The 16,959-nt window shown below is 65.3% G+C and carries 14 protein-coding genes; 8 read left to right on the top strand and 6 right to left on the bottom strand.

The features are described from left to right. The 3 genes from ABWP09_RS07775 to sppA all read right to left on the bottom strand — a co-directional run. A partial coding sequence (locus tag ABWP09_RS07775) for a class I tRNA ligase family protein (protein WP_353204576.1) occupies positions 1–664 on the bottom strand: 664 nt, incomplete at its 3' end. Between the two features lie 280 nt (positions 665–944). Continuing rightward, positions 945–1,529, bottom strand: a complete 585-nt coding sequence (locus ABWP09_RS07770) for a GNAT family N-acetyltransferase (protein WP_353204575.1) — start codon at positions 1,527–1,529, stop codon at positions 945–947. Between the two features lie 25 nt (positions 1,530–1,554). After that, positions 1,555–3,432 carry a signal peptide peptidase SppA gene (gene sppA, locus ABWP09_RS07765; RefSeq protein WP_353204574.1) on the bottom strand — a complete coding sequence of 626 codons (1,878 nt, stop codon included), beginning with the start codon at positions 3,430–3,432 and terminating at the stop codon, positions 1,555–1,557. A 212-nt stretch (positions 3,433–3,644) separates the two neighbouring features. On the opposite strand from sppA, the gene groES reads away from it, so the two are divergent. The 3 genes from groES (at position 3,645) to ABWP09_RS07750 (ending at position 6,427) form a co-directional block, all read left to right on the top strand. Continuing rightward, on the top strand, positions 3,645–3,932 hold the full coding sequence (gene groES / locus ABWP09_RS07760; RefSeq protein ID WP_188444906.1) for a co-chaperone GroES: 288 nt from the start codon (positions 3,645–3,647) through the stop codon (positions 3,930–3,932). An 80-nt stretch (positions 3,933–4,012) separates the two neighbouring features. Further along, a complete protein-coding gene (groL, locus tag ABWP09_RS07755; RefSeq protein ID WP_188444907.1) occupies positions 4,013–5,653 on the top strand; it encodes a chaperonin GroEL in 1,641 nt (546 codons plus the stop codon). A gap of 207 nt (positions 5,654–5,860) precedes the next feature. Beyond that, positions 5,861–6,427, top strand: a complete 567-nt coding sequence (locus ABWP09_RS07750; protein ID WP_353204573.1) for a Uma2 family endonuclease — start codon at positions 5,861–5,863, stop codon at positions 6,425–6,427. Between the two features lie 8 nt (positions 6,428–6,435). Here ABWP09_RS07750 and ABWP09_RS07745 read toward each other — a convergent pair whose 3' ends face one another. The 3 genes from ABWP09_RS07745 to ABWP09_RS07735 form a co-directional block, all read right to left on the bottom strand. Next, complete coding sequence (locus ABWP09_RS07745) at positions 6,436–6,942, bottom strand: hypothetical protein (protein WP_353204572.1); 507 nt, start codon at positions 6,940–6,942, stop codon at positions 6,436–6,438. 104 nt (positions 6,943–7,046) lie between these two features. Next, on the bottom strand, positions 7,047–7,526 hold the full coding sequence (locus ABWP09_RS07740; RefSeq protein WP_353204571.1) for a GNAT family N-acetyltransferase: 480 nt from the start codon (positions 7,524–7,526) through the stop codon (positions 7,047–7,049). Between the two features lie 139 nt (positions 7,527–7,665). Next, positions 7,666–8,745: a mannose-1-phosphate guanylyltransferase/mannose-6-phosphate isomerase gene (locus ABWP09_RS07735; RefSeq protein WP_353204570.1), complete on the bottom strand. Its 1,080-nt coding sequence runs from the start codon at positions 8,743–8,745 to the stop codon at positions 7,666–7,668. Between the two features lie 195 nt (positions 8,746–8,940). Here ABWP09_RS07735 and ABWP09_RS07730 point away from each other — a divergent pair, with 195 nt between their 5' ends. From ABWP09_RS07730 to ABWP09_RS07710, 5 genes are all read left to right on the top strand, one after another. Beyond that, the gene (locus tag ABWP09_RS07730; protein ID WP_353204569.1) at positions 8,941–10,329 is read left to right on the top strand and encodes a TIGR03013 family XrtA/PEP-CTERM system glycosyltransferase; all 1,389 of its coding nucleotides are present in this window, start codon (positions 8,941–8,943) and stop codon (positions 10,327–10,329) included. Between the two features lie 4 nt (positions 10,330–10,333). Continuing rightward, a complete protein-coding gene (gene prsK / locus ABWP09_RS07725) occupies positions 10,334–12,397 on the top strand; it encodes an XrtA/PEP-CTERM system histidine kinase PrsK (protein ID WP_353204568.1) in 2,064 nt (687 codons plus the stop codon). Positions 12,398–12,460: 63 nt separating this feature from the next. After that, positions 12,461–13,810 carry a PEP-CTERM-box response regulator transcription factor gene (prsR, locus tag ABWP09_RS07720; RefSeq protein ID WP_353204567.1) on the top strand — a complete coding sequence of 450 codons (1,350 nt, stop codon included), beginning with the start codon at positions 12,461–12,463 and terminating at the stop codon, positions 13,808–13,810. A gap of 118 nt (positions 13,811–13,928) precedes the next feature. Then, a complete protein-coding gene (locus ABWP09_RS07715) occupies positions 13,929–15,965 on the top strand; it encodes a tetratricopeptide repeat protein (RefSeq protein WP_353204566.1) in 2,037 nt (678 codons plus the stop codon). A gap of 114 nt (positions 15,966–16,079) precedes the next feature. Next, positions 16,080–16,907: an ATP-binding protein gene (locus ABWP09_RS07710; protein WP_353204565.1), complete on the top strand. Its 828-nt coding sequence runs from the start codon at positions 16,080–16,082 to the stop codon at positions 16,905–16,907. The last annotated feature ends 52 nt before the right edge of the window (positions 16,908–16,959 follow it).

The raw sequence follows: 16,959 nt of genomic DNA, 5'->3' as shown, positions 1-16,959 counted from the left end.
GCGTCGACACGACGTCCTCATATTCGACCTCGGCCTCGGCGAGCGCGGTCTTTTCGACCGGCGACCACATCACCGGCTTGGCGCCGCGATATAGCTGGCCGCTCTCCGCGAATTTCATCAGCTCGGTGACGATCGTCGCTTCGGCGGCAAAGTCCATCGTCAGATAGGGATGGTCCCAGTCGCCATTGATGCCGAGCCGCTTCAACTGCTCGCGCTGCACATCGACCCAATGCTGCGCGTAGGCGCGGCACTCGGCGCGGAACTCGCGCGGTGGGACCTCGTCCTTGTTGAGCTTCTTGGCGCGGTATTTTTCCTCGACCTTCCACTCAATCGGCAAGCCGTGGCAGTCCCAGCCGGGCACGTACGGCGCATCCTTGCCGAGCAGGCTCTGCGTGCGGCACACCGTGTCCTTGAGGATATGGTTGAGCGCATGGCCGATATGCATGTCGCCATTCGCGTAGGGCGGGCCGTCATGCAGGATGAACTTCTCGCGCCCGGCACGCGCGGCGCGCGTCTTCTCGTACAGCCCCATCGCTTGCCACCGCGCGAGAATGCCCGGCTCCTTGGCGGGCAAGCCGGCCTTCATCGGGAAATCGGTCTTCGGCAGGAAGACGGTATCGCGCCAATCGCGTTGGGCGGGGGCTGTGTCTGGGGTCTCGGTCATTTGAATGCGGCCTTAGCCGAGGGGCGGCGCTCTATAAACCCCCTCCGATAGGATCCGCGTAGCGGCAAAACTTCTCTTCTTCGTGGCTTTGCGTCTTTGTGTGAAAAGATCTGGCTCACACAAAGACGCAAAGCCACGAAGAAGAAGACATGCGCTCGCCGCGAGGGCCCTCCGCGTTCTCCGCGCCTCTGCGCGAACCAACTTTTTTTGTTCGCGCAGAGGCGCAGAGGACGCAGAGAAGAAGGGAGATGGAGCCGCTTCGCGGGGAGTCAGCGCGACCTCACCAATCCCACACCATCCCGGTCTCGCTGAACGGCTTGGGTTCCATCGGCGGGATCGTCGCGTCGTTGAGGTCGCATTGCCAGAAACCGACATCGATCCAGCGCCCGTCTTTATAGCCGACTTCGCGCAGCACGCCGGTGCGCTTGAAGCCGACCGATTCGTGCAGCCGGATCGAATGATCGTTGGGCAGCGCGATCACGCCGATCGCGTGGGTGAAGCCCTGCGCGCGGACGGTGTCGATCAGCGCGTCGTACAGCTGTCGCCCGTTGCCGCGGCCAGCGGTGCCTTCGAGCAGATACACCGTCGTCTCGATCGCATAACGATAGGCCGGGCGATCACGAAAGGCCGACGCATAGGCATAGCCGAGCACTTCTCCGTCCGCCGCGGCCATTGCCACCAACCACGGATATTTGCCCTCGGACGATGCCATCCGCTGCCGCATGACATGCTCGGTGGGTGCCTTGAGTTCGAACGAGACGGTGCCGCGTTCGACATAGGGCTTGTAGATCGCAGCGATCGCGGCGGCATCGTCGGGGGTCGCCGGCCGGATCGCAATCTTGGTCGGCGCCGGATCGATACTCAAAGACCCAATCCCCGGGAGGGGATTCTCACAAGCCAATCCTTGCCAGCACGAGATCGACCAGCCGTGCATCGCCCGCGCGCGGCGTGTTGCCGCCGAGACCGTCGCACTCCAGGCACCGCGCCTGGATCGCGGCACCGGTGCCGATCCGCTTCACATCGCCCAGCGCCCGCGCGAACACCGCGCGCCGCTCGGCCGCCATGCGGGTAAAGGCATCGCCCGCCGACGTATCGTCATCCTTGTTCGATTCGAGGATCTGCGCGAAGAATTTCGCCCAAGCGCTCGGCTTCTTCTCAAGATATTCGGCATGGACGTCTTCGGGCTTGAGGCCCGCACGCTTCGCCGCCTCGGCGACGGCGTCGTTCAGCCCACCGAAGCGGTCGACCAGCCCGATCTGCCGCGCGGTGCCGCCATCCCAGACGCGACCCTGACCAATTTCATTGACGCGCGTCGTGCTCAGCTTGCGCGCATTGGCCACGCGCGTGATGAACTGGCGATAGCCATTCTCAATCCCCGCCTGGAAGATCGCATCGGTCTCAGGGTTGGTGCCGCCGTAAATGTCCGGCTGCCCCGACAACGGCGTGGTGCGCACCCCGTCCGAGGTCAGCCCGATCTTCTTGAGCGTATTCTCAAAGGTCGGGATGATGCCGAAGATACCGATCGATCCGGTGATCGTCGTCGGTTCGGCAAAGATCATGTCGCCCGCGGTCGCCACCCAATAGCCGCCCGACGCCGCCACGCTGCCCATCGAAATCACGATCGGCAGCTTCTGCGCCTTCGCCTCCTGGATCGCGCGGCGCATGTCCTCCGATGCGAGCGCCGAGCCACCCGGTGAATCAACGCGCACGACCAGCGCCTTCAGGTCCTTTTTGGCGAGCGCCTCGAGCACGAGCTTGACGACGGTGTCGGACCCGACATTGCCGCCGTTCGATTTGCCGTCGACGATATCACCCGCAATCGTCAGGACGCCAATCTTGCTGCCGTTGGTGGGCAACGGGTTGTCCGCGACATAGGCGTCATATTTGATCGTCTTGAACGCGCCTGCGCCCTTCTTGTCGTCGGCCCCGGCAATCTGCGCCACGCGCTTGCCGAAATCGAGCCGGCTGCCGAGCTTGTCGACAATCCCGGCATCGAGATTGGCCTTGGCGATGTCGCCCTGCGCGGCGGTGATGACCGCGCCCGGCGTCGCGAGGAACGGCTGGAACTTCGCCTTGGGCCGCGCCTTGGTGATCGCTTCCTGCCACTGCGCGAACAGCACCTGGTACAGCTTGACCACTTCTTCCTTCGCCTCGGGCGAGGCTTCGGTGCGGGTATAGGGCTCGACGAACGACTTGTACTTGCCGACGCGGTAGACATGCGCATTGACGCCGAGCTTGTCGATCAGGCCCTTATAATACAGCTGCGATCCGCCCGGACCCATGAACAGCGTGCCGCCCATCGGGCTCATCCAGATTTCGCTGGCATTGGCGGCAAGGCGATAGGCGGAATCGGTATAAGCGGTGGCGAAGGCCAGCACCGGCTTTTTCGCGTCGCGCACGCGGCGAAGCGCGTTGGCGACTTCATCGACCGCTGCCGGATAGCCGCCGCCGAACGAATCGAGATCGAGCACCACCACCTTGACGCGGTCGTCCTTGGCCGCCTTGTCGAGGCTGCGCACGACATCGCGCAGGCGGAATTCGCTTGCTCTACCGCCGCCGCTGAACCCGGAAAACGGGTCGGACTCAGCCGGTTGTTCGACAATCGCGCCGTTGAGCTTCAACACCAGCGCGCCGTCGCGCACCGACACCGTGCTCGGTTTGGCCGAAAGCCCGGCGAACAGCAGACCGAAAAACAACAGCATCGCGATCAGGACGAGCCCGTCCTTGATGCCGACCAGAATCTTCCATGCGCCCGTCACGAGTTTCACTTGGCCGCTCCCTGCTTGGCGCAAATACCTTCTATCGCTAGGGCAAGCGCGGGCACGAGTAAATGCGTGTTGTGTCCCTAACACGCATTATTTTTGTCCCGCAATTGGCCCCGCCACCGGTTGACGCGGGACAAGGGCGATATCATATGCGCCATGCTGGCACTCACCTCTGGCGAGTGCTAACAATCGTTCATTACAGAAGGACTTCGCGCATGAACTTTCGTCCGTTGCACGACCGCGTCCTCGTCCGCCGCGTAGAGGCAGAAGAGAAGACCGCGGGCGGGATCATCATTCCCGAAACCGCCAAGGAAAAGCCGCAGGAAGGCGAAGTCGTCGCCGTCGGCACCGGTGCCCGCAACGAAGCCGGGGAAATTCACCCGCTCGAAGTCAAGGCCGGCGACAAGATCCTGTTCGGCAAATGGTCGGGCACCGAGGTCAAGGTCGACGGTGAAGACCTGTTGATCATGAAGGAATCGGACATTCTCGGCATCGTTGGCTGAAGTCTCCGCATCCGCGCGTCTGCGCGGATGGTGCGACTTTGATGTGACTTTAGACATTCAACAGAAAGGGTAGCCTCACCATGGCATCCAAGGACGTAAAATTCGGGCGTGACGCCCGCGAACGTATTCTGCGCGGCGTTGACATCCTCGCCGACGCGGTGAAGGTCACGCTGGGGCCAAAGGGCCGCAACGTCGTGATCGACAAGAGCTTCGGCGCACCGCGCATCACCAAGGACGGCGTTACCGTCGCCAAGGAAATCGAACTCAAGGACAAGTTCGAGAACATGGGCGCGCAGATGCTGCGCGAAGTCGCCTCGAAGACCAACGACGTCGCCGGCGACGGCACGACCACTGCGACCGTTCTGGCGCAGGCGATTGTGCGTGAAGGCATGAAGTCGGTTGCGGCCGGCATGAACCCGATGGACCTGAAGCGCGGCATCGACCTTGCAGTCGTTGAAGTCGTCAAGGATCTCCAGGCGCGCTCCAAGCCCGTCTCGGGCACCAAGGAAATCGCCCAGGTCGGCATCATCTCGGCCAATGGCGACACCGTCGTCGGCGAGAAGATCGCCGAAGCGATGGAGAAGGTCGGCAAGGAAGGCGTGATCACCGTCGAGGAAGCCAAGGGGCTCGAGTTCGAACTCGACGTCGTCGAAGGCATGCAGTTCGATCGTGGCTATCTCTCGCCGTACTTCATCACCAATCCCGAGAAGATGTCGGTCGAGCTTCAGGATCCCTACATCCTGATCCACGAGAAGAAGCTTTCGAACCTGCAGGCGATGCTGCCGATCCTCGAAGCAGTCGTCCAGTCGGGCCGTCCGCTCCTGATCATCGCCGAAGACATTGAGGGTGAGGCTCTGGCCACGCTCGTCGTCAACAAGCTGCGCGGCGGCCTCAAGGTCGCAGCGGTCAAGGCACCGGGCTTCGGCGATCGTCGCAAGGCGATGCTCGAAGACATCGCGATCCTGACCAAGGGCGAGATGATCTCGGAAGACCTCGGCATCAAGCTCGAGTCGGTTACGATCGGCATGCTCGGCACCGCCAAGCGCGTCACGATCGACAAGGACAACACCGTCATCGTCGACGGTGCCGGTGACCATGACGCGATCAAGGGCCGCACCGATGCGATCCGTCAGCAGATCGAGATCACCACGTCGGATTACGACAAGGAGAAGCTGCAGGAGCGTCTGGCCAAGCTGGCTGGCGGCGTTGCAGTGATCAAGGTCGGCGGTTCGTCGGAAGTCGAAGTCAAGGAGCGCAAGGACCGCGTCGACGACGCGCTGCACGCAACCCGCGCAGCCGTTGAAGAAGGCATCGTCCCCGGCGGCGGTACGGCTTTGCTGTACGCAACCAAGTGCCTCGAAGGCATGACCGGTGCAAATGAGGACCAGACTCGCGGCATCGACATCGTCCGCAAGGCACTGACCTCGCTGGTTCGCCAGATCGCACAGAATGCGGGCCATGATGGCGCCGTCGTCTCGGGCAAGCTGCTCGACGGCAACGATCCCACGATGGGCTTCAACGCGGCGACCGACACGTACGAGAACCTCGTCGAAGCCGGCGTGATCGACCCGACCAAGGTTGTCCGCACCGCGCTGCAGAACGCGGCGTCGGTCTCGGGCCTGCTCATCACGACCGAAGCAGCCGTGTCCGAACTGGCCGAAGACAAGCCCGCCATGCCCATGGGCGGCGGCATGGGCGGCATGGGCGGCATGGACTTCTGATTTTGGACGGAGGCAGCGAAAGCTGCCTTCGACACAAAATCCGAACGGGCGGCGGGTCGGCATCGCCGAACCCGTCCGACGAACGGCCACGGCTTTGCCGGGGCCGCGCCAGACCCCCCAGCCCTCAAGGCTGGACACAAGCAAAGGGCCGGTGGAGCAATCCCCCGGCCCTTTGTCTTGCCCGTCTCGCGATGCTAAACATCGCCGATGGCCACACCCTTCGCCAACGACTCCGCGGACGGAAAGGTCGATATCGACGCCTTTCTCGACATGGATTTCGGTGGGCGCAAGGCCGAGCTCGACGACGGCGTGATCTTCATGATGGCGGGCGGCAGCATGGAGCACGCTGGTGTAGCCGCGAACATCATCATGACGCTCGGCCCCAAGCTACGCGGAACCGGCTGCCGCCCCTTCGGCTCGGACCTTGCGGTGCAGACCGGCCCGCGCTCGATCCGCTACCCCGATGTCAGCATTTTCTGCCGCCCGCATGCCGATGACGGAGACCGCAACAAACTGATCGGCCAGCCGCGCGCCGTGTTCGAAGTGTTGTCCCCCTCGACCATGCTGCTCGACGAGCGGACCAAAGTGCCGGAATATCAGGCGCTGGCCGATGTCCAGGATATCGTCCTGATTGATCCCGACACGCGCCGGGTCCGGCACATACGGCGCACTGGCCCGCACGGCTGGTCCGACCAATGGGTCGAAACCGGCGCGATCCAGCTTGCCTCGGTCGGCCTCGATCTTTTGCTGGACGATCTGTTCGCGCAAGACTGACCGACGGATCAGTCGCCGCGCAATTCCGGCACGTCGGCCACCGCATCGCGCGTCGGCGCCGCTGGCACCGCGCACCGCCGCGTCAGCCCGATGCCCTTCAGATAGGCGCGCCGCACCGATCCGCCATAGACCGCCGCTTCCACACGACGCTGCTGTTTGTCGGCCCCCGTGATCACGCGCACGATGCCCAGCCCCGGGATCAGCGTCGAGACGGCGGTTCGCGCCGCCAGCGCCGCCATTTCGGCACGTTGGTTCTTGCTGACGCCCGGCGCATCGACATCGCGGCCAAGCGCTTCGTCGAGCCGGCGCACTTCACCCGCAATCGCCCGGCAGTTTCGGGTATTGACCGAGGAATAGGGTGCCGATGCCGCCAGCTGCAGAATTTCGGGGATCTTCTCATCTTTGATCCGCGTGTCGCGGAGCGGCTGGGTGAGCGCTTTGCCGATGCTGTTATCCTGCGTCCCGGCGGCATGGCCCACGACCGGCGTCAACGCCATTGCAAGCAGGGTTGTCATCATCAAAGTCCGCCGCATCGTACGTTCCCATATAGTGGTAACCGGATGACGCGCGTCGGCGGTCTTTGTTCCGGTAGCGCTACGATATCGGGCGCGCCGCAACGTTATGACAGCGGGTGCAGCATCGCGACATTGCATCGCTCATACCGAGAACCGAACTCTTCCATGATCGTGGCATCGTGGACGAAGCCCAGCTTCTCATAGAGGTGAATCGCCGCCGCGCTCTTCGCATTGCTCAGCAAATAGAGCCGCTCCGCCCCCATTTCGCGCGCGCGTGCGATGATCGCCTCGAGCAGAAACGCCCCCGCCTTGCGCCCGCGCGCCGCCTCGAGCACGCCCATCTTGGTCAGCTCGAACTGCCGCGCGCCGGTCTTTTGCAGCGCGCATGCGCCGACGATGCCGAACCCGTCCGCCTCCACGAACAGAATATCCCCGCCCGGGTCGATGATCCGCGCGCGCGGGTTTTCCAGCACGTCGCGGTCGGTCTGTTCGATCCGGTACATCGCACCGATCCACTCGGCGTTGATGTCGTGGAAGGCCTGGGCGAGGTCGTCGCGGAAGGGGTGGATTTTTAGGGCGGGCATCGGCAAAGGTTAGTCGAAGATCGCGCCGCGGCAAAGCATGTCCTGAGCGCCTGCCTTGCAGGCAGTCGAAGGGCCGCGTCGGACGGTGCCGAAGCACCGCCGTCCGGGCTCGCCGCTTCGCGGCCTCGGCGTAGCTGCGCTACGCCTTGGCTGCGCTCGCCTTTATCTTCTCGATCAGCGCTTTCACTTCCTGGCTGCGCCCGCGCGGCAGGATCAGCACGTCGCTGCCGCTGGCGACAACGATCAGATCCGCGACGCCAACCATCGCGATCCGCAGTCCGTCGCTGCGCACCAGGCAATTGGCAGTGTCGATCGCGACGATCTCGCCCCCCTCGCCGGTCGCATGCGCATTGCCGTCGCTATCCAGATCGCTGATCTCGTGCAGCGCGTCCCAGCTGCCGAGATCGCTCCACCCCATGCTGACCGGCACGACCGCAACGCGCTCTGCCTTTTCCATCACCGCATAATCGATCGAATCCGACGGAGCCGCAGCAAACGCTTCGGCATCAGGATAAACGCGCGTGCCCGCGCGCCGCGCGGCGTCCATCGCATGCTGGCACGCCGACAACATCGCAGGATCATGAATTGCCAGCGCGCCGAGATAGGCATCGGCGCGGAACAGGAAGATCCCGCCGTTCCACGCATGATCGCCCGCCGCAAGCATCGCTTCTGCCGCGTCGCGCGGCGGTTTCTCGACGAAGCGCGCGACGCGGTGCACCCCGCCCGAAATCTCGGACCCGACCTTGATCCAGCCATAGCCGGTTTCGGGCGCGTGCGGATCGATCCCGAACGTAACCAGCCAGCCATCCGCAACCAGCGGCAGCGCGGCATCAACCGCAGCGTGGAACGCCGCGACATCGGCAATGACGTGATCGGATGGCATCACCAGCAACGGCGCCGCCCCACCCCCCGCGACAATCGCCGCCAGCGCGATTGCCGGCGCGGTATTGCGCCCGACCGGTTCGAGGATCAGCGCTTGCGCCGCCGCATCGACCGCCTCCAACTGCGCCTCGACCATATCGGCATGTTGGGCGTTGGCGACGACGATCGGCGCGGCGAAGCCTTCGCCCCGCGCGCGCTGCGCGGTCAGTTGCAGCATCGACTCCTGCGCTGTCAGCGCAAGCATTTGCTTGGGCATGGCGGGCGTCGACATCGGCCATAGCCGCGTACCCGAACCGCCCGACAAGATGACAGGAATGATCGGCGTCGAATGCTGCATGCTGGAAGTCCTCCGGGTGGCAGGCGCTGTAACGCCGTGCCGGTGCCAGCGTAACTGTCGAGGATCAAGTGCGATCCCCGGATCGACCTTTGCGTTCAGCCTTTCTTTGTCAATTTCTGCGACATCGGCGCGGCCGGTGTCGGTTTTCTTGACATTGGCCGTGGCAACCGGTGCCCCGCAGACAAGGCGCGCGCGATGATCAGGGTGTTCAAACACTATATCCCCAATGCCGTGCTGCTGCTCGGTCTGTTCGATCTTGTCCTGCTGATCGTGGCGGGCGAGGTTGGCTACACGGTGCGGATGGGACAGGTCGGGATGCCGATCACGCCGATCGCAACGCGGATCCCGCAACTCCTCACCTTCGCTGGCAGCCTCGAGATGGCGATGATCGCGGTCGGCGTTTATAGTGCCGGGGCTTTGCAATCGCTCCGCTATGCGACAGCGCGCTTGCTGGTGGCGATTTCGCTCGGCGTGATTTTCCTGAGCGTAATCTATTTCCTGCTGCCGGCCGCCACCTTCTGGCGCTCTAACTTGCTCTATTCGATGGGGATCGCCGCCGCGCTGTTGATCGCGCTGCGCATTTTGGTGGGCAAGATGATCGGCGGTCAGGCGTTCAAGCGGCGCGTGGTCGTGCTGGGTGCGGGCGCACGCGCGGCGCGCCTCAAGGCCCTTGCGCAAACCCCCGGCGCGGGCTTCGTTGTCGTCGGCTATATCTCGATGAGCGAGCCCGCCCGCGTCATTCCCGAGGCGATCGCGCGCGACGCGATCTACAATCTCGCCGACCATGTCGTGCTGCTCAACGCCAGCGAAGTGGTGCTCGCGCTTGAGGAACGCCGCAACGCGCTGCCGCTCAAGGATTTGCTGCGGATCAAGACGACCGGCGTGCATGTCAACGAAATCTCGACCTTCCTCGAACGCGAAACCGGCCGCGTCGACCTGCAAAGCGTCAATCCGAGCTGGCTGATCTTCTCCGACGGTTTCTCATCCGGACGGATGCTGTCGAGCCTCTTCAAACGCCTGTTCGACATCACCGCCAGCACGCTCCTGCTGACGCTCACGCTCCCGCTGATCATCGCCACCGCCATCGCGATCAAGGTCGAAAGCAAGGGCCCGGCTTTCTATCGCCAGCGCCGCGTCGGACTGTACGGCGTCGGCTTCGATTGCGTCAAGCTGCGCTCAATGCGGCAGGATGCCGAGGTCGCCGGCCAAGCGGTGTGGGCCGAAAAGGATGATCCGCGCATCACGCGGATCGGCCGGATCATCCGCAAGCTGCGGATCGACGAATTGCCGCAGACCTGGTCGGTGCTGAAGGGCGAAATGAGCTTCGTCGGCCCGCGCCCCGAACGCCCGCAATTCGTCGAGGATCTTGAGCAGCAGCTCAATTATTATGCCGAGCGGCATATGGTGAAGCCCGGCATCACCGGCTGGGCCCAGATCAACTATCCCTATGGCGCATCGATCGAGGACAGCCGCCAGAAGCTCGAATATGACCTGTATTACGCGAAGAACTATTCGCCCTTCCTCGACCTGTTGATCCTGCTCCAGACGATCCGCGTCGTGCTGTGGCCCGAGGGCGCGCGGTGACGCGATGACTGGCCCGGCCACCCTCATCCTGTGGAGCCATGCGCTTGCAGCCTTGCTGTTCGCCGGCGTCGCGCTGACGCGGCTGCGCGCCGATGCAGTGACGACTGCGGCCGCGCTGCCGCGCCTGACCTTCGTCATCGCGCTCGGCACGACGGCGTTATGGGCGCTGGCGGTCGCCGGAATCGGTACGAGCGATGTCGTCACGGGCCTTGCCGAGGCGGCGCGTAACCTCGCCTGGCTCGGCTTCATGTACGCGCTGATCAGCCGCGACCGGCACGGGCAGGAGCACCGCGCGGTGACGATCATCTACGGCGTCGTGACGCTGGTCGTGCTGACCGGGGCAGGCCTCGCCGTGGTCGAGGAAGCCGTTGGGGCAGCCGCCGTCCCGCCGCTTGCCGCGGTCGGAATCGTGCTCCGGATGATGGTCGCGGTCGGCGCGTTGCTGCTGGTCCATCACCTCTATGCGGCGGTCGCACCACGCGCGCGCGGCGGAATTCGGCTGGTGGTGGTGGCGCTCTCGGCGATGTGGGGGGTGGATTTTCTGCTCTATGCCGCGCTCTACGCGGGCGATGCCGCGCCAAGTGCGCTGATCGCGGGACGTGGCTGCGTGATGGCGCTGGCCGCGCCGGTGTTCGCGATCGCGGTGCAGCGCAATGGCGACTGGACACTGCATCTGTCGCGCACCGTTGCGTGGCAGACGCTCTCCTTCGCCGCGACCCTGCTCTATGCGGCGGCGATGCTCGCCGCGACCAGCATGATCGCGAGCGTCACCGGCGACAATGCCCGGCTGTGGCAGACGGCATTCGTGTTTGGATCGACCGCAGCGGGCCTGACAATCCTGTCCTCGCCCTGGGTCAAGGCGTGGACCAAGGTCAAGGTCGCCAAACATCTCTTCCGCCACCGCTATGATTACCGCGTCGAATGGATTCGCTTCACCGACACGCTCGGCAAGCCCGACGGGGCGGTGCCGCTCGACGAACGGATCGTCAAGGCGGTCGCCGACCTGACCGATTCGCCGGCGGGGTTGTTGCTAGTGCCCGATGGTCCGGGGCTTGGCGCCGGTGCCGGATGGAATTGGGACGCGCCGAGCGCCGGTGCCGACGTGCGCCTCGTCACGCATCTCTCCGACAGCGGTCGGATCGTCGAACTCGATAGCATACGCGCCGATGCCGCCGACCCGATCGAGGCGGCGAGCGTGCCGGTTTGGATGCTCGACGTCGACGGCTGGGTCGTGGTGCCGTTGGTCCACCTGGGTCGCTTGCAGGGCGCAATCCTGCTCGCGCGCCCGCCGGTTGATCGCGCGCTCGACTGGGAGGATTTCGATCTGCTGCGGATCGCCGGCCGCCAGGTCGCGAGCTATCTTGCCGAGGCGCGCGCGCAGGAGGCCTTGGCCGAGGCCGAACGCTTCGACGAATTCAACCGCCGCTTCGCCTTCATCCTCCACGACATCAAGAATCTCGTGAGCCAGCTGACGCTGGTCGCGCGCAATGCCGAACGCCATGCCGACAACCCCGCCTTCCGCGCCGACATGGTCGCGACGCTGCACGATTCGGCTGGGCGGATGAACGATCTGCTCGCGCGCCTGTCGCAAAACCACCGGGCGCGCGGCGAGCATTTGCGCGCGGTCGATCTGCTGCCGCTGGTCGAACAGATCGCCGCGCGCCGCCGCGTGCAGCATCCAATCGTGATCATCGGCGCGCCCGGACTGCTCGCCCAGGCCGACCCGGCGCGGCTCGAGCAAGTGCTCGGCCATCTTGTCCAGAATGCGATCGAGGCGAGCCCGCCAACCGAGCCCGTGACAATCTCGCTGACCAAGGAAGCGGAGACGGTGCTGCTATCGGTGATCGATCAGGGCTGCGGCATGACGCCGGCCTTCCTGCGCGACCAATTGTTCAAGCCGTTCGTGTCGTCCAAGCCCGGTGGCTTCGGCATCGGCGCGTTCGAGGCGAAGCAATTGGCCGAGGCGATGGGCGGCACCGTCGCCGTCGACAGCCGCATCGGCGAGGGCACGGTTTTTCGCGTGATGATCCCGGCGGCACGCACGCGCGCACTGGATCAGGCGGCATGACGAGCGCCAATCTCCTTCTTCTCCCCTCCCTGGAAGGGAGGGGAGTCCGCTTCGGATCGATCTATGACCGATAAACCCAAACTCCTGATCGTCGAGGACGATCTCGGCCTGCAACGCCAGCTGCGCTGGGCGTATGAAGGCTATGAGGTCATCACCGCGGTCGACCGGGCGACCGCGCTTGACGCGGTGCGCGCGGAGGAACCCGCAGTCGTTACGCTCGATCTCGGCCTGCCGCCCGACCCCGACGGCACGAGCGAAGGCTTTGCCACGCTCGCCGAAATCCTGCGGATCAAGCCCGATACCAAGGTGATCGTCGCCTCCGGCCACGGCGCCCGCGAAAGCGCGTTGCAGGCGATTGCCGATGGCGCCTGGGATTTTTACGCAAAACCGATCGATATTGATGCGCTCGGCCTGATCGTCGCGCGCGCCTTTCACGTCCACGCGCTGGAAACCGAAAATCGCCGCCTCGCCGCGCGCGGCACCGCCACCGCGCTTGGCGGAATGATCACCGCTGCACCTGAAATGCTCAAGGTCACACGCACGATCGAACGCGTCGCGGGGGCCGATGTCTCGGTCATGCTGCTCGGCGCAAGCGGCACCGGCAAAGAAGTGCTCGCGCGCGGGCTCCACGAAACGTCCCCACGCCGCAAAGGCGCGTTCGTCGCGATCAATTGCGCGGCGATTCCAGAAACCTTGCTCGAAAGCGAACTCTTCGGCCACGAGAAAGGCGCGTTCACCGGCGCGGTGAAAATGACCGAGGGCAAGATCGAGCAAGCGCAGGGCGGCACGCTGTTCCTCGACGAAATCGGCGACGTGCCGCTGCCGCTTCAGGTCAAATTGCTGCGCTTCCTGCAGGAGCGCACGATCGAGCGGATCGGCGGGCGCAAGGCGATTGCCGTCGACACGCGGATCGTCTGCGCGACGCATCAGGATGTCGACGCGATGGTCACCGCGGGCAGTTTCCGCGAGGATCTCTATTACCGCCTCGCCGAGATCGTCATCCGCATCCCCTCGCTCGCCGAACGCAGCGGCGATGCCGTGTTGCTCGCGCAGCACTTTCTCAAGAGCTATGCAAAGTCGATGCATTCGGGCGTCACTGGCCTGTCGCCCGACGCGCGCGCCGCGATTGCCGCCTGGGCCTGGCCCGGCAATGTCCGCGAACTCGAAAACCGCATGAAGCGCGCCGTCATCATGGCCGAGGGCAAGCTCGTCACCGCCGCCGATCTCGATCTGGCCGAAGGCGAAGCCGAACCGCCGATCAATTTGCGCGCCGCGCGCGAAAACGCCGATCGCGCGACGATCACGCAAGCGCTCGCCCGCGCCGAGGGTAACATTTCCAATACTGCTAAGCTGTTAGGGGTGAGCCGACCCACTCTCTACGATTTGTTGAAGAGCTATGATCTCCATGCGTAAGCTACTCGCCCCAAAATCCGTTCGGCCCCGGACTAGATCCGGGGTTGTCGAAGCACGGCTATCCGCAAGGGCAACGCTAGAGGCGCGCAGCCCTTCGACAAGCTCAGGGCGAACGGGTTTGAGAGGCAAAGCTATCGGAATCGCAGCCGCCATCGTCTCTACCACCCTCGTCGCCCTTGCAACGACCGCCCCCGCCCATGCCGATGCCGCCACCGCGCGCACTGAACTCGCGCAAAGCGTCACCACATTGAAGGCGGGCAATTACAGCGCCGCGCGCAGCCACGCGCAGGCGGCCGTGAAAGCCGATCCAAGCTGGGGCCTCGCCCACGCCATGCTCGCGCGTAGCTTCCTTGCGCTGGGCGACGGCGTGGCGGCGGAGGGTGAACTCGACCGCGCGCGCGACGTCGGCTTCGATCCGGCACGCGCGCATCAACTGTATGCGCACGCCTGGCTGTTGCAAGGCGATGCAGAGCGCGCGTTCGATGAGTCAATCAAGGCCAGCCCGCGCTACGCCGGCTATGCGATCCGCATCGGTGCGCAGGCGCTGGCGGCGCTGGGCAAGGTCGCACGCGCGCAGGCTGCGTTGAACGCGCTTCTCGCCGCGACGCCAAACGACAGCGTCGCTTTGTCCGATCTGGCGCGCATCAAATACCGCGCCGGGGACATGGCCGGCGCAATCGGCGCGGCGCAGCATGCGATCGATCTCGATCCCAACAATGTCGAAGCGCTGACGCTGCGCGGCGAGTTGGTGCGCAGCCAATATGGCCTGGTCGCAGCCCTCCCGTGGTTCGAAAATGCGCTGGCGCATGACGCATATTATCATCCCGCGCTGATCGAGTATGCCGCAACGCTCGGCGATGTCGGGCGCTATGCCGACATGCTCGCGGGGACGCGCAAGGCGCTCGCCGCACGTCCAGGCAGTCCGCAGGCCTTGTATCTTCAGGCGGTGCTTGCCGCGCGCGCAGGCAATGACGATCTTGCGCGCGCGCTGCTCGAGCGGACCAAGGGGCAGCTTGGGGCAACGCCGGGTGCGCTGCTGCTGGCGGGGACACTCGCGTATAAGGCCGGGGCGTATCAACAGGCGATCGACACTTGGCGCGCTTTGGTCGGGCAACAACCGACCAACATCGTCGCGCGGCGCTTGCTCGGGGCCGCCTTGCTCCGCGCGGGCGATCCGCGCGGCAGTCTCGACGTGCTACGCCCGGTCGCGCTGCGTCCCGACGCCGACAGCTACACGCTATCGCTCGTCGCGCGCGCGTTCGAGCAATCGGGCGAGCGCGATTGGGCGGCGCAATATCTCGATCGCTCGGCCATGCCCGAAATCGTCGGGTCGACTCCGTTCGGCAGCGACACCGCCCTGCCCGCGCTCAGCGAAGCCGCGGCGAACGCCCCCGATGAGCCGGTGGTGCAACTCGGCCTGATCCGCGGGCTGATCGATGCGGGCGACACCGCCGCGGCCTTGTCGCAAGCACAAGCGCTGGCGCGGCGCACCCCCGGCGCGCCGCCCGCCCACATTGCGGTCGGCGACACGCTGATGGCGATGCAGCGCTATGGCGATGCCGCTGACGCGTACCGCCGCGCCGCCGACATCCGCTTCGACGAGCCGACGATGCTGCGCGCGACCGATGCGCTCGACCGCGCCGGACGGCGGGCGGAGGCGGCGAACGTGCTGGCATTGTTCCTGTCGCAGAATCCGCAAAACATCGCCGCGCAGCGGCTGACCGCGCATTGGCAGATTGCCGGCGGCGTTTGGGATGCAGCGATCGAAACGCTCGAAGCGCTGCGCCAGCGGATTGGCAATCGCGACGCCGCGCTGCTCGCCGAACTATCCTACGCCTATACCGGCGACGGCGATGCCGATGCGGGCCTTGTCTACGGCAAGGCGGCCTATGCGCTGGCACCGATGAACCCGGCGGCGAGCGATGCGTACGGCTGGGCGCTGTATACGCAAGGCAAGAGCGAACCGGCGCTGCAATTGCTCGAAAAGGCGGCATCAATCGCGCCCGATCATGCGGTGCTGCGCTGGCATCTCGGGCAAGCCTATGCTGATCTCGACCGCAAGACCGAAGCCGCGACGCAAATCCGCGCGGCGCTGGCCGACCCGACTTTCGGGGATCGTGCGGCGGCGCTCGCGGCGTTGAAGGTGCTTGGCTGATCCCATTGCTGTCATCCCCCGGCTTGTCATCCCCGCGAAAGCGGGGACCCATCTCGTGTCGCCGGTCATGGGTCCCCGCTTTCGCGGGGATGACAGTCAGGATAAGGACGCCGCATGGCTCTTCCCCCCCCCGACCCGCTCCTCCGCATCGCCGAAGCCCTCGAACGCCTCGCGCCGCCCATCGCCGTAGCAGCCAATCCGCTGACGCACCCCGCCTATGTCTGGCGTGGCGCGGTGCTCGAAAGCGTGCGCGATTTCCGCCCGCAACCGCTCGACCGGCTGCACGGGATCGACGCGCAAAAGGCCGCCTTGCTCGGCACCGTGCGGCATTTGGCCGAGCACGCGGCCGCGCATGACGTGCTGTTATGGGGCGCGCGCGGGTCGGGCAAATCGGCGTTGGTGAAGGCGGTTGCCGGCGCGGTCCAGGCCGAACGCGGCGGTGCACTCGCCTTGGTCGAGATCGTCACGCCCCGGCTTGACACCCTGCCCGCTCTGTTCGCGCAAATCGCCGATCTGCCGCGCGCCTTCCTGCTGTTCCTCGACGATCTCGGTTTCGACGCCGCTGCCGACGGGCGCGCTTTGCGCTCGATGCTCGATGGCGGGGCAGAGGCGCGGCCCGCCAATGCCCGGCTGGTCGTCACGTCGAACCGCCGCCACCTCGTCCCGCGCGAGATGATCGATCAACCCACCGCGGTAAACCCGCGCGATGCCGCCGATGACGGGCTAGCGCTCGCCGACCGCTTCGGCCTCAGTCTCGGTTTCCATGTCGTCGATCAGGACGGCTATCTCGCGATCGTCGCGGGTTACGCGCAGGCCTATGACTTGCCGTTCGACCCCGTCGACGCGGTCGGCTGGGCAACGCGGCGCGGCAGCCGCTCGGGGCGCGTGGCGTGGCACTACATCACCGATCTGGCCGGGCGGCACGGACGGGCGCTGGCGTAACTCAATCCTCCCCGGCACGGGGAGGATCAGATCACCCCTGCCCCTCGACCAT

Origin of the sequence: Sphingomonas sp. (assembly GCF_040398505.1) — a bacterium.
GTDB lineage: Bacteria > Pseudomonadota > Alphaproteobacteria > Sphingomonadales > Sphingomonadaceae > Sphingomonas.
Note: the sequence above shows the minus strand (reverse complement) of the source record. Positions and strands in the feature narration are given on the sequence as shown.